This is a genomic window from Sphingomonas ginsenosidivorax, from assembly GCF_007995065.1.
GTDB classification, from domain to species: domain Bacteria; phylum Pseudomonadota; class Alphaproteobacteria; order Sphingomonadales; family Sphingomonadaceae; genus Sphingomonas; species Sphingomonas ginsenosidivorax.
The window spans coordinates 1,156,475-1,172,980 of record NZ_VOQR01000001.1; the positions used below are offsets into that span (position 1 = coordinate 1,156,475).

Annotated in this window: 9 protein-coding genes; 5 read left to right on the top strand and 4 right to left on the bottom strand. The window is 68.9% G+C overall.

The window, feature by feature from the left end:
* Positions 1-51 precede the first annotated feature (51 nt).
* The 5 genes from glgX to FSB78_RS05205 all read left to right on the top strand — a co-directional run bounded on the left by glgX (position 52) and on the right by FSB78_RS05205 (position 8,639).
* Entirely contained in the window at positions 52-2,154 is a 2,103-nt protein-coding gene (gene glgX, locus FSB78_RS05185) for a glycogen debranching protein GlgX (protein ID WP_147080559.1), read from the top strand.
* The gene (gene treZ, locus FSB78_RS05190) at positions 2,151-3,851 is read left to right on the top strand and encodes a malto-oligosyltrehalose trehalohydrolase (protein WP_147080561.1); all 1,701 of its coding nucleotides are present in this window, start codon (positions 2,151-2,153) and stop codon (positions 3,849-3,851) included. The genes glgX and treZ overlap by 4 nt, the downstream gene beginning before the upstream one ends.
* Positions 3,848-5,770: a 4-alpha-glucanotransferase gene (gene malQ / locus FSB78_RS05195; RefSeq protein WP_147080563.1), complete on the top strand. Its 1,923-nt coding sequence runs from the start codon at positions 3,848-3,850 to the stop codon at positions 5,768-5,770. The genes treZ and malQ overlap by 4 nt, the downstream gene beginning before the upstream one ends.
* On the top strand, positions 5,767-8,127 hold the full coding sequence (treY, locus tag FSB78_RS05200; RefSeq protein ID WP_147080565.1) for a malto-oligosyltrehalose synthase: 2,361 nt from the start codon (positions 5,767-5,769) through the stop codon (positions 8,125-8,127). The genes malQ and treY overlap by 4 nt, the downstream gene beginning before the upstream one ends.
* Before the next feature lie 140 nt (positions 8,128-8,267).
* On the top strand, positions 8,268-8,639 hold the full coding sequence (locus tag FSB78_RS05205; RefSeq protein ID WP_242008038.1) for a response regulator: 372 nt from the start codon (positions 8,268-8,270) through the stop codon (positions 8,637-8,639).
* Positions 8,640-8,646: 7 nt separating this feature from the next.
* On the opposite strand, the gene FSB78_RS05210 is transcribed toward FSB78_RS05205, so the two are convergent.
* The 4 genes from FSB78_RS05210 to FSB78_RS05225 form a co-directional block, all read right to left on the bottom strand.
* Complete coding sequence (locus FSB78_RS05210; RefSeq protein WP_147080567.1) at positions 8,647-10,701, bottom strand: TonB-dependent receptor; 2,055 nt, start codon at positions 10,699-10,701, stop codon at positions 8,647-8,649.
* Between the two features lie 310 nt (positions 10,702-11,011).
* Entirely contained in the window at positions 11,012-12,292 is a 1,281-nt protein-coding gene (locus FSB78_RS05215) for a DUF2264 domain-containing protein (RefSeq protein ID WP_147080569.1), read from the bottom strand.
* Positions 12,289-13,212, bottom strand: coding sequence for a DUF4861 family protein (locus FSB78_RS05220; protein ID WP_242008039.1), 924 nt, complete (start codon positions 13,210-13,212; stop codon positions 12,289-12,291). The genes FSB78_RS05215 and FSB78_RS05220 overlap by 4 nt, the downstream gene beginning before the upstream one ends.
* Positions 13,209-16,373, bottom strand: a complete 3,165-nt coding sequence (locus FSB78_RS05225) for a glycoside hydrolase family 2 TIM barrel-domain containing protein (protein WP_147084026.1) — start codon at positions 16,371-16,373, stop codon at positions 13,209-13,211. Before FSB78_RS05225 ends, FSB78_RS05220 begins: the two co-directional genes overlap by 4 nt.
* Between the last annotated feature and the right edge of the window lie 133 nt (positions 16,374-16,506).

Here is a 16,506-nt window from a genome sequence, read left to right on the forward strand (position 1 = left end):
GCACGATCGATCACGGTCGGCGGCGGCTCATCTCATCTTGGGGGGTCCCACTTGCATCTTCTGCCCGATACGCTCGAGGCCGGTTCGGCCTATCCGCTCGGTGCCACGTTCGACGGGCTCGGCGTCAATTTCTCGGTCTATTCCGCCAACGCCGAGAAGATCGAGCTCTGCGTGTTCGACGAGACCGGCCGGCGCGAGCTGAAGCGCTATGCGCTGCCCGAATGGACCGACGAGGTCTGGCACGGCTATCTGCCCGATGCCGGCCCCGGCCTGAGCTATGGCTACCGCGCCCATGGTCGCTATGCACCCGAGGAAGGACACCGGTTCAACCCGAACAAGCTGCTGCTCGACCCCTATGCCAAGGCGATGACCGGCGAGCTGCGCTGGACCGACGCGATGTACGGATATCAGGTCAAGTCGCCGCGCGAAGACCTGAGCTTCGACCGCCGCGACAACGCGATGCTGATGCCCAAAGGCGTTGTCACCGACAGCCATTTCGACTGGTCGCGCGACGTTCGGCCGAACACGCCCTGGTCCGAAACCGTGATCTACGAGGCGCATCCCAAGGGGCTGACCAAGCTGTTCGAGGAGGTCCAGCCGTCCGAGCGCGGGACCTTCGCAGCGCTCGGCAACCCCAAGGTGATCGAGCATCTCAAGCGCCTCGGCGTCACCGCGCTCGAGCTGCTGCCGATCCACAGTTACATCCAGGACCGGTTCCTGCAGGAAAAGGGCCTCCGGAACTACTGGGGCTACAACACACTCAACTTCTTCACCCCCGAGCGCTCCTATTTCTCGACCGACAGCCATGACGAGCTGCGCCGCTCGATCCGCCGGCTGCATGCGGCCGGGATCGAGGTCATCCTCGACGTCGTCTACAACCACACCTGCGAAGGGTCCGAGCAGGGGCCGACGCTGTCGTGGCGCGGGCTCGACAATGCGAGCTACTACCGCCTGGTCAAGGACCAGCCGCGCTTCTCGATCAACGATACCGGCACGGGCAACACGCTCAACCTGACCAAGGCCCGGGTGATCCAGATGGTCACCGATTCGCTGCGCTATTGGGCGACGAGCTTCGGGATCGACGGGTTCCGCTTCGATCTGGGGCTGACACTGGGCCGTACGGATACCGGGTTCGATCCAAGCGCCGGGTTCTTCCAAGCGCTGCGGCAGGACCCCGTGCTGGGGCGGTTGAAGCTGATCACCGAGCCCTGGGACATCGGCCCCGGCGGCTATCAGCTCGGCAATTTCCCGCCGAGCTTTGCCGAATGGAACGACAAGTACCGCGACACGGTCCGGAAATTCTGGCGCGGCGATCACGATCAGCGCGCCGATCTCGCGGCACGGCTGACCGGCTCGGCCGACCTGTTCGACCGCCGCGCACGTCGCCCTTGGGCCAGCGTCAACCTGCTCGGCGCGCATGACGGCTACACGCTGGCCGACACGGTCGCGTATGAAGAGCGTCACAACGAGGCGAACGGCGAGGACAATCGCGACGGCCACAGCAACAACTGCTCACGCAACTGGGGCGCCGAGGGCCCGACCGACGATCCCGAGATCAACGCGACGCGCGCGCGCGTGATGCGGTCGATGCTGACGACATTGATGGCGTCGCTCGGCACGCCGATGCTGGTCGCGGGTGACGAGTTCGGGCGGACGCAGGGCGGGAACAACAACGCCTATTGCCAGGACAACGAGATCAGCTGGCTCGACTGGAGCAAGGCGAAGTCGCCCGAGGGTGAGGCTCTGATCGATTTCACGGCGCGGCTGGTCGCGCTGCGCCGCGACTATCCGATGCTGCGCGCGGGCAATTTCCTCTACGGTGACGAGACGCCCGCCGAGGGCCTGCGCGACATCGAATGGTGGGACGAGCGCGGCGAGCAGCTGAGCCCCGAGGACTGGCAGAACACCAACGGCCGGGCGCTCGCGATGCGCCGCGCGTGCGAGCTGGCGAACGGGGAGATCCAGGTCATCTCGCTGCTGCTCAACGCGTCCGAAGGGCCGCTGACCTTCCACATGCCGCCGCCCAACGACGTCGTGCGGACGGTGCTGATCGACAGCGCGAAGCCCGAGCAGCAGGCGACCGACATCGGAGAGACCTATGAGGTCGCGCCGCAGGGTGCGGTGCTGCTGACCTGGACGAGCGGCGCGGCATGAGCTGGGGTGCGCGCCATGCCGATGGGGTGACCCGCTTCCGGCTCTGGGCGCCGGACCGCGACACGGTGACGCTCGAGTTCGACGGCGATGCACCGACTGCGATGGAGCGCGACGGGGAAGGGTGGTTCGGTGTCGACCGCGCTGTCGCGCCCGGAACCCGGTACCGCTTCCGTCTCGACCCGGACCTTGCCGTGCCCGATCCGGCGTCGCGCGGGCAAGCGGGTGGGGTGCACGGCTGGAGCGTCGCTTCGGATGCCGACGCCTACCGCTGGCGCTCCGGCGACTGGCGGGGCCGCGCCTGGGAGGAACTGGTGATCCAGGAGGTCCATGTCGGCGCGCTCGGCGGATTTGCGGGCGTCGCGGAGGCACTGCCGGCGATCGCGGACCTCGGGATCACCGCGATCGAACTGATGCCGGTCAACGCCTTCGGGGGTACGCGCAACTGGGGGTATGACGGAGTGCTGCCTTACGCCCCCGCCGAGAGCTATGGCACGCCCGACGCGCTGAAGGCGCTGGTCGACCGCGCGCACGAGCTTGGTCTCGCGGTGCTTCTCGACGTGGTCTACAACCACTTCGGGCCCGACGGGAATTATCTCGGCGCCTATGCCGGCGACTTCTTCGATGCCGAGGTCGATACGCCGTGGGGCGGATCGGTCGCGGTCGAGCGCGAGCCGGTACGCCGCTTCTTTATCGACAACGCGCTGATGTGGCTGGACGAGTATCGCTTCGACGGGCTGCGGTTCGACGCGGTGCATGCGATCGCCGACGATGCGTTTCTCGACGCGATGGCGAGCGAGATCCGCGCGACGATCACCGACCGGCCGGTGCATCTGGTGCTCGAGAACGAGAAGAACGACGCAGATCGGCTTAAGCCCGGACACTATGACGCGCAGTGGAACGACGATTTCCACAACGTTCTGCACGTCCTGCTGACCGGCGAAACCAGCGCCTATTATGCCGACTTCGCCGAGCGCCCGGCCGAGCGGCTCGCGCGCTGCCTGGGCGAGGGGTTCATCTATCAGGGCGAGGGATCGCCCAACCATGACGGCAAGCCGCGCGGCAAGCCAAGTGCGCATCTGTCGCCGACCGCGTTCGTCGCGTTCCTGCAGAACCACGACCAGATCGGCAACCGGGCGATGGGCGAGCGGCTCACCCTGCTCGCCGACCCACAGAAGCTCCGCGCGGCGACCGCGCTGCTGCTGCTCGGGCCGCAGATCCCGCTGCTGTTCATGGGCGACGAGAGCGGAAGCATATCGCCGTTCCTGTTCTTCACCGATTTCCACGACGAACTCGCCGACGCGGTCCGCGAGGGCCGGCGCAAGGAATTCGCGAAGTTTGCCGCCTTCGCCGATCCCGAAGCGCGCGAGGCGATCCCCGATCCCAACGCACTCGCCACGTTCGAACGCTCGCGCGCCGAGCCCGGCCCGGATGCGGAGGCCTGGCGACAGTTGTACCGCGACCTGCTGGCGATCCGCCACCGCGAGATCGTGCCGCGGCTTGCGGGGGCGATGGCCATCGGCGGGGAGGCGATCGGGAGCGGCGCGGTCGTCGCACGCTGGCGGATGGGCGACGGTGCGGTGCTCACGATCGCGCTGAACCTCGGCGACGAGGCGGTCGTATTTCCGGCGGTGGACGTGCTGTTCGAAGATGGCGATCCCGGCGCGCCCGGCAGCGTTCGTGTGGGGCTCGACCGTTGAGCCTGCGGGACCAGGCGCTTGCGGCGGGGCTGCAGCCCGAATGGACCGACGCCGGGGGTCGCGAGCAGGTCGTTCCCGATAGCGCATTGCGCGCGATCCTCGACGCGCTGGGAGACAGCGACGACGGGGACGTGACCTTCGCATCCGCCGATGTCGGCGCGCCGCTCACGCTGCCCGCGGGCTGGCACGGGCTCGCCGAACTCGCACTGGAAGGCGGGGAGACGCGGTCGGTGTCGATCGCGGATATCGCTACGAGCGGTATCGAGGTCAGTGGCTATCACACGCTGCTCCAGGGCAACCAGGCACTGCGGCTTGCGGTCGCCCCACCGCGATGTTTCACGATAGAAGACGCGGCACCGGGGCGCCGGCTCTGGGGCCCAGCGGTCCAGATCCCGGCGCTGCGTGGCGCGCATCCGGGCGCGTTCGGCGACTTCGGCACGCTCACGGAAGCTGCCCGAGCGTTCGGCGCACGCGGTGCCGATGCGCTCGCCATCAGCCCCACGCACGCGCTGTTTCCCGCCGATGCGAGCCGGTTCAGCCCCTATGCGCCGTCCAGCCGGCAGTTTCTCAACGTCCTGCTCGCCGATCCGGCGCTCGTCGGGTTCGACGTGGGGGCGCAGCCCGGGCCCGAGTTGATCGACTGGCAGGGTGGCATCCCGACACGGCTCACACAGCTTCGCCGCGCGTACGACGATCGCGCGTCGGCGTTCGCGGACGCCCTTGCCGAGTTCCGCGCGGCGGGCGGCGATGCGCTGGAAGGGCATGCACGGTTCGACGCACTCCACGCGCATTTCTTCGCGCAGACCGGCGCCAGCGGGTGGCAGGACTGGCCGGCGGCGTTCCACGATCCCGAGGGGGCGGCCGTACGCGCGTTCGTCGCCGAGCACGCGTCCGACGTCGAGTTCTACGCCTTCCTCCAATGGCTGGCCCGCCGCGGCCTCGACGCCGCGCAGCAGGCCGCGACCGGCGCAGGGATGCGCATCGGCCTGATCGCCGACCTTGCCGTCGGTCTCGACGTGGGGGGCAGCCATGGCTGGAGCCGGCGCGGCGACCTGCTAACCGGCCTGTCGATCGGCGCGCCGCCCGATCCGCTCGGTCCCGACGGGCAGAACTGGGGCATCACCGGGTTCGACCCGCGTGCGCTGCGGCGCACCGGGTTCGAGGCGTTCATCGCGACGATCCGCTCGGCGCTCGCCTCGGCGGGCGGTATCCGTATCGATCACGCATTCGGGCTGCGGCGCCTGTGGGTCGTGCCCGACGGCGCCTCCGCTGCGGAGGGTGCGTATCTCGACATGCCGTTTACGGACATGATGCGGATCGTCGCGCTCGAATCGCAGCGTGCGCAGGCGATCGTGATCGGCGAGGACCTCGGCACGCTGCCCGAGGGCTTCCGCGAGGTGATGACCGAGCGCGCGATGATGGGCATGCGCGTGCTGTGGTTCGAACGCGATGCCGACGGCTTCGTGCCGGGCGACACCTGGACCCGCGACGCGGTGGCGATGACCGGGACGCACGACCTGCCGACCGTCGCCGGCTGGTGGCAGGGGCGCGACATCGACTGGACCTGGACACTGGGTCGCCGGTCGGACGCGCCCGACGAAGCCGCCGATCGCGCCAACCGCGTCGAGGATCGCCACCAGCTCTGGGCCGCGCTCGACACCTGGGACGCGGAGCCTGCACCCGACAGCGCTGCGCCCGTCGTCGACATCGCGCTCAAGCGGATCGCGGAGACGCCGTGCGCGCTCGCGATTCTGCCGATCGAGGATCTGGTCGGACTGGTCGAACAGCCCAATCTGCCCGGTACGATCGACGAACACCCCAATTGGCGTCGCCGCATGCCCGACACGACCGAGGCGTTGCTCGCGCGCCCCGCGGTCTCGGCACGGATCGACGCGATCAACACAGGCAGGACGGCATGACCCCCCGCGCGACCTATCGCTTCCAGTTCCACAAGGACTTCACCTTCGCCGACGCCGAGGCGCTGGTGCCCTATCTCGATGCGCTCGGGATCAGCCACGTCTATGCCTCGCCCATCACGACCGCACGGACGGGGTCGACGCACGGCTATGACGTCGTCGATCCCACCCGGATCAATCCCGAACTGGGCGGCGAGGATGCGTTCCGCCGCCTCGTTGCAGCGTTGCGCGCGCGCGACATGGGCGTGATCGTCGATATCGTCCCCAACCATATGGGCGTCGCGGGCGGCGAGAACGCATGGTGGAACGACGTGCTGGCAAAGGGCGAGGGGAGTGCGTTCGCACGCTATTTCGACATCGACTGGCGCGTGCCGATGGTCCTGCCGATCCTCGGCGAACCGCTCGCCGCCGCGATCGACTCCGGTGCGCTTGCCGTCGAGCCGATCGACGGGCGGTATGTCGTCACGGCGTATGGCGAGCATCACCTGCCCATCCGTGACGAGGACCAGGCGGCCGCCGCCGACACCGACCTTCGTACGCTGCTCGGTCGCCAGCATTACCGGCTCGCGTCGTGGCGGGTCGCGAACGACGAACTGAACTGGCGGCGGTTCTTCACGATCAACGATCTTGCCGGGCTGCGCGTCGAGGACCCGGCGGTGTTCGATGCGGCGCATGCACTGATCCTGGGGCTGTACCGTGACGGCCTGATCGACGGGGTGCGGGTCGATCATGTCGACGGGCTGACCGATCCCGCCGGCTATTGCCGGATGCTGCGCGAACGGCTCGATGCGATCCGGCCAGGCGCCTATTTCGTGATCGAGAAAATTCTCGCGCGGGGCGCGCCACTGGCTAGCGACTGGGGCGTCGACGGCACCAGCGGCTACGACTTCATGGCGGAGGTGACGGGGCTGCTTCATGCGCCGGCCGGGGCGGAACCGCTGGGCGCGCTCTGGGCGGAGATCAGCGGCCGGCCGGCCGACTTCGCACCGGAAGAGCTGCGCGCGCGGCAGGACATGCTGGCTTGGCAGTTCGATGCGCAGCTACGCGCGTGCGTCTCGGCCTTCGTCACACTGGCGCGAGCGAATCCCGATCTCGATGGCGTCACGCAAGCCATGATCCACCGTGCGGTCGAGCGGCTGCTCTGGGTGTTTCCGGTGTACCGCACCTACGGCACGGGCGATGCCGCCCCCGCCGCCGACGCTGCTATCCGTGCCGAGGCACGCGAACGCGTGCAACGCTTCGTGCCGCCGGGCGAAGGGGCGGTGGTCGACCGCATCCTCGGCTGGCTCGCCGGGGACGGGCCGGGCGATGCCGAGGACGCGGTGCGACGGTTCCAGCAGCTGTCCGCCCCGATTGCCGCCAAGGCGGTCGAGGACACTGCCTTCTACCGCTATGGCCGCCTGCTCTCGCGCAACGATGTCGGGTTCGACGCGGCATGCTTCGCGACGAGCATTGCCGCGTTCCACGACGCGATGCTCGCACGTGCCCGCGACTGGCCGCACGCGATGCTCGCCACCGCAACGCACGATCACAAGCGCGGCGAGGATGTCCGTGCGCGCCTCGCGGTGCTGAGCGAGGTGCCCGACCTGTGGCGCGCGCGCGTCGCGCGGTGGCAGGCGATCGCCGCCCCGCTCGCGGAGGGCGTCGATGCGGGCGACGTGTACATGTTGTTGCAGACATTGTTCGGCGCCTGGCCGGACGAGACTGGCGCGGAAAGCCTGGAGGCTTATGGCGAGCGGATCGTCGGATGGCAGGAAAAGGCGCTGCGCGAGGCCAAGCTGCGGTCTGCCTGGGAGGAGCCCGACGACGCCTATGAAACGCGCTGCCACGACCTTGCCCGCGCGCTGCTGCGATCGCCGGCGTTCATCGCGGACATGACGGATTTCGTGTCGGAGGTCGCGGCGTCGGCGCAGGCGAACACGTTGGTGCAGGCGGCGTTGCGCTACACCGTTCCCGGGGTGCCGGACCTGTATCAGGGGACCGAGATGGCCGATCTGAGCCTGGTCGATCCCGACAACCGGCGCCCGGTGGACTATGGCGCGCGCGCGGCACGGCTGGCGGACGGTGGCGATGCGAAACAGGCGCTGATCGCACGCCTGCTCGACCTGCGACGGGCGCATCCGACTTTGTTCGCGGAGGGGTCCTACGCGCCGATCGAAGTGATCGGTGAGCGTGCGGGCCATGTGCTCGCGTTCCGACGTCAGGCCGGCGACGTCAGGCTGCTCTGCATCGTCGCGCTGCACGTCGCGAACGCCGATCCTGCCCTTGGGGCCGGCTGGTGGGGCGACACGATGCTCGCGACGGGGGAGCGGATCGCGGAGCGATTGCAGCATGCGCCGATATGGGTCGGACTCGACTGAGGCACCGCGCGGGAAGATCCGAAACCGTTTCATAGGAACGGCAACGGCTTAACCACGTTGTGTCAGTATCGATCCGGCAATCGGACGTGCCCGTGCCGTCGGCACGGGACCGTCGCGGAGCGGAGCCCGAGAGGATCAACGTGACCCAGCGTTCGTCGAATGCCGCTGTCCTCGTCGTCGAGGACGAGCCCCTGCTGCGCATGCTGGCCGTCGATCTGGTCGAGGATGCGGGGTTCCGCGTGCTCGAGGCGTGCGATGCGGACGAAGCGGTCCGTATCCTGGAGACACGGTCCGATATCGGGATCGTGTTCACCGATATCGACATGCCGGGGTCGATGAACGGTGCCGGTCTTGCGCGGTGCGTACGGCGCCGATGGCCGCCGATCCACCTCATCATCACCTCGGGACATTGCATGGCCTGCGACCTGGCCATGCCCAGCGACAGCGTGTTCGTGCAGAAGCCCTATGTCGGATCCAGCGTGGTCGCCGTGATGCAGCGGATGATCCACTGACGGCCCGTCATTTCATCGCGTAGCGCAGGCCCGCCCACAGAGTCCGCGGCGTCGCGCGCTCGACGATGCCGGCTCCGGTGACGCCGGCCTCCACACGGACATCGAACAGGTTCTCGCCGCGGAGTTCTGCGACGAAGCCGGCTGCGATCGGGAGCGCTGCATAGGCGTCGAGAGTCGTCGCCGGTGCGAGCACGCGGATATTCTGGTCGTCCTCGAACTGGCGCGCGATGTGGCGCAGCGTGAGCGACGCCGTGGCCCCCCGGTAATGCCCATCGATCGTCCCCGAGACCTGGTCGCGCGGGGTCTGCGCGGGACGCAAGCCATCGAGCGCGGCGGCGATGCCCGAGCCTTCCACACGCGAACTCGTATGCGACCACGATGCCTGCAGCCCGACGGGCCCGGGGCGCCACGACGCGTCGAGCTCGAACCCGTGCGCGCGGATCGCGTCGAGATTCTGGCGGATGCGATAGGTGGTGACGCCCGGCAGCATTTGTGGCGGCGTGGCTGTCGTCACGTTGGCGATCGCGCTCTTCAGCCGGTTGTAGAAATAGGTCGCGGCGACGCTGACCGACGGGGCGGGGGTGAGCGTGACGCCGCCCTCGACGCCCTCGAGCCGCTCGGGCGCGAGCGCGGCGTTGCCGAACGTCGCGTCGCTGCCGACGCGGAACGGGCGATAGAGTTCGTTGAGCGTCGGCAGGCGCCAGCCGCGATACGCCGCGGTGCGCAGCGTGACGCCGTCGACGACGGCCCACGCGACGCCGCCGCGGCCGGTCGCCTCGCTGCCGTCGCGGTCGGGATAGGCGGACGCGGTCAGCGGCGCGCCGAGGCCGGTCAGGGTGCGCTCGGTTAGGTAGCCGTCCTCGATCCGCCACCAGTCGACCCGGCCGCCGAGGCTGAAGGTCAGGTCGCCCGCGACCAGGCTGCCGTCCGCGAACACGCCGGTGGTCCGGCTGCTGCCCCCCGCCTGGCGTCGCCGCGTCGGCTGCGCGTTGACATAGGTGAACAGCTCCTGCGTCCTGCCGCTGACGTCGCGGACGTCGGCCCCCAGGCGCAGCGTGACGCTCTCGCCCAGCGGGGGCAGGATTTCGAAGCGCGCGCCGAGGCCGGTCGCGGGGGTGTTGTACTGATCGAGCGACTGGGTGACCGCGGTGCGCGCCGCGTTGACGCTGTTGAAGCTGCTCGCGAAGCTACGCGTCTGCAGATAGGCGAGCGCGGAATAGCCCCAGCGGCCGCGGCCAACCAAGCGGAGGCTCGCATCGGCGCCCTTGCTCTGGTTGGTGGTGAAGTCGACGCCGCGGTCGCGCGTGTCGGTGAACGCACTGGCGTTCAGCTGGAGCTCGGTCCGGGCCCCGACGCCGATGACGGTGCGGAGCGCACCCGAGGCCTGCTCGTACGGCGCCGCACGGTCGACCGGGCCGCGGTTCTCGGCGACCGTTGGGGTGAAGCCGTCGCCGCGCGCATAGGCGCCCGACAGCGTCGCGAAGCCCGCGCCGCGGACCAGCGCCGCAGACCCTTGCGCGTCGACCGAGTCGCGGCTGCCATAGGCGACGCTGCTCGACAGTGGCGTCAGTTGGTCTGGCGTTGCGCTGTCGAGCTCGACCGTACCGGCGAGCGCACCGGGCCCCTGATAGCCGCTGCCGCCGCCGCGGGTGACGCGGATCCGGCCCAGGCGCCCGCTGGCATAGGCCGGAAACGCGACCCAGCCGCCGAACGGATCGGCCTGCGGCACGCCATCGAGGATCAGCAGCGCGCGGCTCGACGCGTTGCCGCCGATCCCGCGCAGGCTGATGCCCTGGCTGGTCGGATTGGCGGAGCGCGAATCGGACCGGCGGAACTGCTGGAGACCCGCGACGTCCGACAGGATACTCTCGAGCCGGCTGCTCGCATTCGCCTGAATCCGGTCGCGGTCGATCGTGACGATGTCATAGACGCGGTCCCCCGGCGCCGCGTCGAGCCCTCGCCCGGTGACGACGATCTCCGGAGGAGCATCGGGGGTCGTTTGCCCGGCGGCGATGCCGGACCAGGGGAAGAGCAGGGCGGGCACGAGCAGATAACGCGACATCGCGCCCCCTTGGCCGGTTTGGCGCGCGAGCGACAGCCTCTGTCTGCGTCGTCAGGGACTTTTGGGCGCGGCCGGCATGACGAGCCGGAGCACGGTGGGATCAGGGATGTCGCGGCTCGGCAAATCGCGGTGGGGAGCGTCATGCCTGGCGGCACCCCGATCGACGGCGCGTGCCGGTCCGCGAGCGAGGAGTCCGGCGCCTCGCTGAGCCGCCGCGGTAATCCCAGCGTCGATGCCGGCAATATATCATACAAGTCTTTTCGATTTTAATTTTGTCATGTTCGGGCGCGGGCGTGTCCGGTCGCGCCATTCAATAGTCGACGTAATAGTCCTTGGCGAAATCGTGCCCGGCATAGGCGCGGCGCATGGTCCAGGGGAGCGGGGGGCTGGTCCAGTAGGGATCGTCGGCGGGGAGCCCGAGCGCGAGCAGGCTCTCGGCGGCGAGGTACATGCTGCCGGCGTTGGAATACCAGTCGCCGAGCGTCGGCTGGTGGCGCGTGAAGCCGATCGTCAGGAAGCCGTCGGCATCAAAGTTCGACGGATCGGCGAACACCCGGCGCTGCGCGGCCACGGTCGCGGCGCGGACCTGCCCGGCGGGCAACGTCTCCGGCAGCATCCTCTTCCAGGCGAGCTGCCCCAGCGGCTGGTGCGCCGCGGTGCGATAGGTCAGCGAGCGGCCGACTGCGGCGAACGCGCCGTCGGGGCCGACCATCCGCTCGAGCTGCGTCGCGTAGCGCTGCATCCGCTTGATCTGGACGGGCAGGCGGGTCTTGGGGGCGAGGCTGTTGAACGACGCGTCGGTCGCGATCAGCACCTGCAGGATCTGCGTCAGCATCGGGTGGATGACGTAGCTGTTGTACAGGTCGAAATGGAAATGCACGCCGTCGGCATACCAGCCGTCGCCGACATACCATTCGTCGAACTTCCGGATCGCCAGGTCGACGCGAACCGGGTCCCACTCGGCGCCGACCGCGAGCAGGAACGCCTCGTTCATGGCCGCGAAGAGCAGCCAGTTGGTATAGGGTGGCGAGATGCGGCGCAGGCCCTGGATCTCGGCGATGATCCGCGCCTTGGTCTTCGCGTCGAGCGGCTTCCACAGCGCGTCGGGTGCGCGCAGCAGCGCGCTGGAAAAATAGGCCGAATCGACCAGGGGTTGGCCGTTCGCCTTCCACAGCAGATAGTCCGGGCTCTTAGGGTCGACCGCGTGGACGTAGCTCTGCAGCGCCTGTTGCCGTAGCGTTGCGCGGCGGCGGCCCTCGGGGGTCGCGTCGTCGGGGAGCGCGAGCCAGGGCGCGATGCCGTCGATCAGCCGGCCGAACCCCTCGAAATAGCCGACCTTCGGATCGCGGCCGTCCCAGGTGGGGCTGAGTTCGAGCTTCCATTCGGCCTGCAATTTGCCGCGCGCCATCCGGTCGAGCACCGGGCTTGCCATCTTGTCGAGCAGTCCGAGCATATAGGCGCGGTCGGTCTTGCCGTCGGGCAAGGGGACATCACCCGCTTCGGGACGCTGTGCCGTGGCGGGGGTCGCTGCCAGTGCCGCCCCGCCTGCCAGTGCCGCCAGGACTCCGCGTCGCGCTACGCCTTCGGTCATTTGCCATCCTTCGGCACGGTGAAGTCGAGCCGCTCGCCGGCGGCATAGGCGTCCCAGGCGGCGCGGGTGCGATAGGCGCCGCTCTTGTCCCAGGTCGAGCCCGCGAAATAGACGAACGGCTTGCCCGGCGTCGCGCGGACCATCACCAGATGGTTGTCGGCATCGTCGCGGATCGCGACGATCGTCGCGGGATCGACACGAACCGCGATCCCCATCCGGCCATGCTCGCCGTCCTGCGGCCCCCACCAGGAGAGCACGCCCTTCTCGCGGTCGACGGTCAGCTCGCCGCCGGCGCCCGTGGTGCGCTTGCCGATGCCGATCCCGACGACCAGTTCGCCCGGCTTGTTCGAGGACAAGGTCGAGACCATCCGCGTGAAGTTGGTGCCTAGCGGCAGCGTGAAGCGCCGCGACTCCCAGACTTTGCGGCCGATATCGACCGGCCAGGGCGCATAGTCGACGCGGAAGTCCGCCGCCGGGCCGCTCGAGAGGATGCGGTAGCCGCGGTAGTTGCGAGAGGTCCACAGCTTGTTGTCGGCCCAGATGCCGAGCCCGCCCATGCCGCGCCCGGCGCCGACATTGTAGAAGTCGATGCCCTCGCCATGATAGCCATGCTGGTCGCCGGTGCGCAGCTGGCGGTCGGCGAACGGCCAGGCGACGTTCTTGCCCCAGGCGTCAATGCCGGAGCCCGACGGCGGCTCGATCGCCTCGAGCGCATGGCCGTAGATGCGGTGCGCGGTGCGGTCGTTCTCCCAGAGGAGGTCGTCGTAGCGGTAATCCGCTAGTTTGACGCGTGCCGCGGGCTGGCGGTCTGCGCCTGTGGGCGGGGTCAGCGGTTTGACGATGGGCGGCATGACCGGCGAGTCCTGCGCCGCGGCGCCCGCCGACAGCGCGAGCAGCACGAGAGCGAGCCGCGCGGTCACTGGACCACCGTGGCGCTGGCGGGCTGTGCGGCGGCGGGCGTGGTGCCGTCGCCCGCGAACGGGCGCAGGACGAATCCGAAGCTGCGCGGCGCGAGCGGGATGCGATACGCCGCCAGCGGTTGTCCGGTCGCATCCCAGTTGGTGTTGCCGCCAACGCCCGCCTGGACCGCGTCGATCAGCAGCGTGTCGTGGTCGTGGGGCATGATGTCGCTGCTCTTTCGCGCACCCGGCGCGCGGCGCGACAGGTCTCCATAGGGGAAGGCGAGCGCGTTCATCGACAGCGGCGCGTCGCCGGTGATGCGCAGGCCGCCGGTGCCGGCCTGCGAGACTTCCATCCAGCGGACGTCGGTCTTGTTGCCGGTCTCCTGCGGGCGCATGTAATCGTGGTTCTGGTCGGCGATCCGCCCGCGCCACAGCCCAATCGCGGCGCTGGTTTTCCGGTCCGCATAGCTCTCGTGCGGGCCGCGGCCATACCATTCGACCGTGTCGATCGCCGACGGCATGCTGTAGGCGAGACCGATCCGCAGCGGCCCGGGCAGGTCGACTTTCAGCGGCGTGAAGCTGCCCTCGACCGCGACCGACCCGTCGCCCTTCATCGTGTAGCGCGTGACGAACCGCGCGGCGCCGTCGCCCACCGCATGGCGGACGGTGACGGTGGCGCCGCTTGCCTCGATGCCCTCGACGCGGCGCTGGTCCGACGCGGTCTTCCACGCGCCGTGCGTCTTCTCGGCGCCCGTGCCGATGTCGTTGTCGATCAGCGCGCGGTAGAAATGCGGTGTGCCGCCGGCGAGCAAGGTGCGGCCGTTCGCGGCATAGTCGGTCATGAGGCCGGTCTTGCGATCGATCGACAGCGTCGCGCCCGCCGCACTCAACCGGATCGTGTCACCCTTGTTGCTCAGCGCGACGTCGCCCGACAGACCGGTGGTAGGGACGGGGGTCACCGGCCCCATCGCGAACTGGTCCCAGCCGATGACCTGGCCCGCGGGCACCTGCGGCACCGAACCTTCCTTCGCCCGCGCGCGCATCGTCAGCCAATATTCCGCGCCCGGCTTGCGGGTCAGCGCCGGCAGCGCGAGCGTCACCGCCTCGCGGCCATGCGCGGCGGTGTGGAGCGTCGGCAGCGCGCCCTTCGCGACGGCCACGCCGTCCTCCATCACCTCCCACGACAGGTCGTACCCCGACAGGTCGACGAAATCGTGTCGGTTGACCACGGTCACCTTGCCGCTGCCCACGTCGAAATCGGCGAACTGGATCGGCGCATAGACCTTCTGCACCTCGAACAGATGCGGGTTGGGGGTGCGGTCGGGTTGGAGCAGCCCGTCGCCGAACTCGATGTCGCCACCCGGGTTGGGACCATAGACGCCGCCGTCGCCCCAATAATGTTTGCCGTCGGCGGTCTTCTGGTTGGTCGACTGGTCGACCCAGTCCCAGATGAAGCCGCCCTGCATCTTGTCGGGATGCGCGTAGATGGTGTCCCAATATTCCTTCAAATTACCGCCCGAATTGCCCTGCATGTGCGCATATTCGCACAGGATGATCGGCTGGCGGAAATTCCAGTTGGTCGCGTAGTCGACCATGCGGTCGGGGGTGTCGTACATCGGCGCGTAGATGTCGGCATAGTCGTTGGGGCGCGGTTCGCCGGTCCAGGTGCCCCAGCCGAGATAGCTGATCAGCCGGCCCGGATCGCGGCCCTTCGCGGCGGCGGCGGCATGCGCGAAGGCGGGGCCGATCCCGGCCTCGTTGCCGAGCGACCAGAAGATGATCGAGGGGTGGTTCTTGTCGCGCTCGACCATGTTCGCGACGCGGCTGACATGCGCGGCGTCCCAGGCGGGGTCGAAGCCGAGCTGGTACTTGCCGCGCTCCTCGGGATGCTTGTTGGCATGGTCCATATAGCCGTGGCTCTCGATGTTCGCCTCGTCCATCACGTACAGGCCGTAGCGGTCGGCAAGGTCGTAGAGCCGCGGGTCGTTCGGGTAATGCGAGGTGCGCAGCGCGTTGATGTTGTTGCGCTTCATCAGCTGGATGTCGCGCTCCATCGATTCCAGCGAGATGGTGTGGAAGGTGTCGGGGTCGTGCTCGTGCCGGTTGACGCCGCGGATCGTGATCGGCTTGCCGTTGACGGTGACGAGGCCGTTGCGCATCGCGACGGTGCGAAAGCCGATCCGGCTATAGGTCGACTGGATGATCGCGCCCTTGGCGTCATAGAGCTCGACCAGCAGCATGTAGAGCGCAGGCGTCTCCGCGGTCCAGGGCTTCACGCCGGGGACGACGCCGGTCAGCGTGACGGTCCGCTCGGCCGCGCCGGCGGCGACGGGAGCGGAGCGCGTCAGCACCGGCTTGTCGCCGTCGAGCAACGTCATCCGTGCAGACGTCGCAGCGCCCGGCGTCACCGTGACGTCGACCGCCAGCGTGCCGTCGCGGTAGCTCGGATCGAGCCCGGCATGGACGAAGAAGTCGCGCACGCGCGTCTTGGGTGCCGCCATCAGGAACACCTCGCGCTCGATCCCCGAGACGCGCCAGAAATCCTGGTCCTCCAAATAGCTGCCGTCGGACCAGCGGAAGACCTGGATCGCGATGGTGTTGCGGCCGGGTTTCAGCTGCCTGGTGACGTCGAACTCGGAGGGGAGCTTGCTGTCCTCCGAATAGCCGACCTTCACGCCGTTGACCCAGACGTAATAGGCCGACCCCGCTGCCCCGATGTGCAGGATGACGTCGCTGCCCGTCCAGCCCGCGGGCAGATCGATATCGCGGCGGTACGACCCGACCGGGTTCGTCGCGTGCGGGATCAGCGGGCGGTTGGCGGGAAAGGGGTAGGCGATGTTGTTGTAGCGCGGCTGGTCATAGCCTTCGGTCTGCCAGTCGGCGGGGACCTTGATCTCCTTCCATGTCGACACGTCGTAATCGGGGCGCTCGAACCCGGCGGGCAGGCGGTCCGCATCGGGCGAGAAGGCGAACCGCCACAGCCCGCTCAGCAGCAGGAAGCGGTCGGACTTGGTGCGGTGGCCGGCGATCGCCTTGGCGCGCGTCTCGAACGGAAAACCGGTGGCGCGCGCAGGCTGCTTGCCGATCGCGAACACCGCGGGGTTCTCCCAGTCGGGGCGGTCGGGCGAGACCTGCGGCTGAACCGGGGCGACCGGGCGGTTCTGCGCGCCGGCCGGCATCGCGGTGGCCAGGCTCAGCAGCGATCCGGTCAGGATCAGCGATACGCGTGAACGCAAAATACTCTCTCCTCAGGTCCCCGTTTCGACGGTTCCAGGGCTGGCCACCATCGCGTGGCCACCATCTGGATATCTC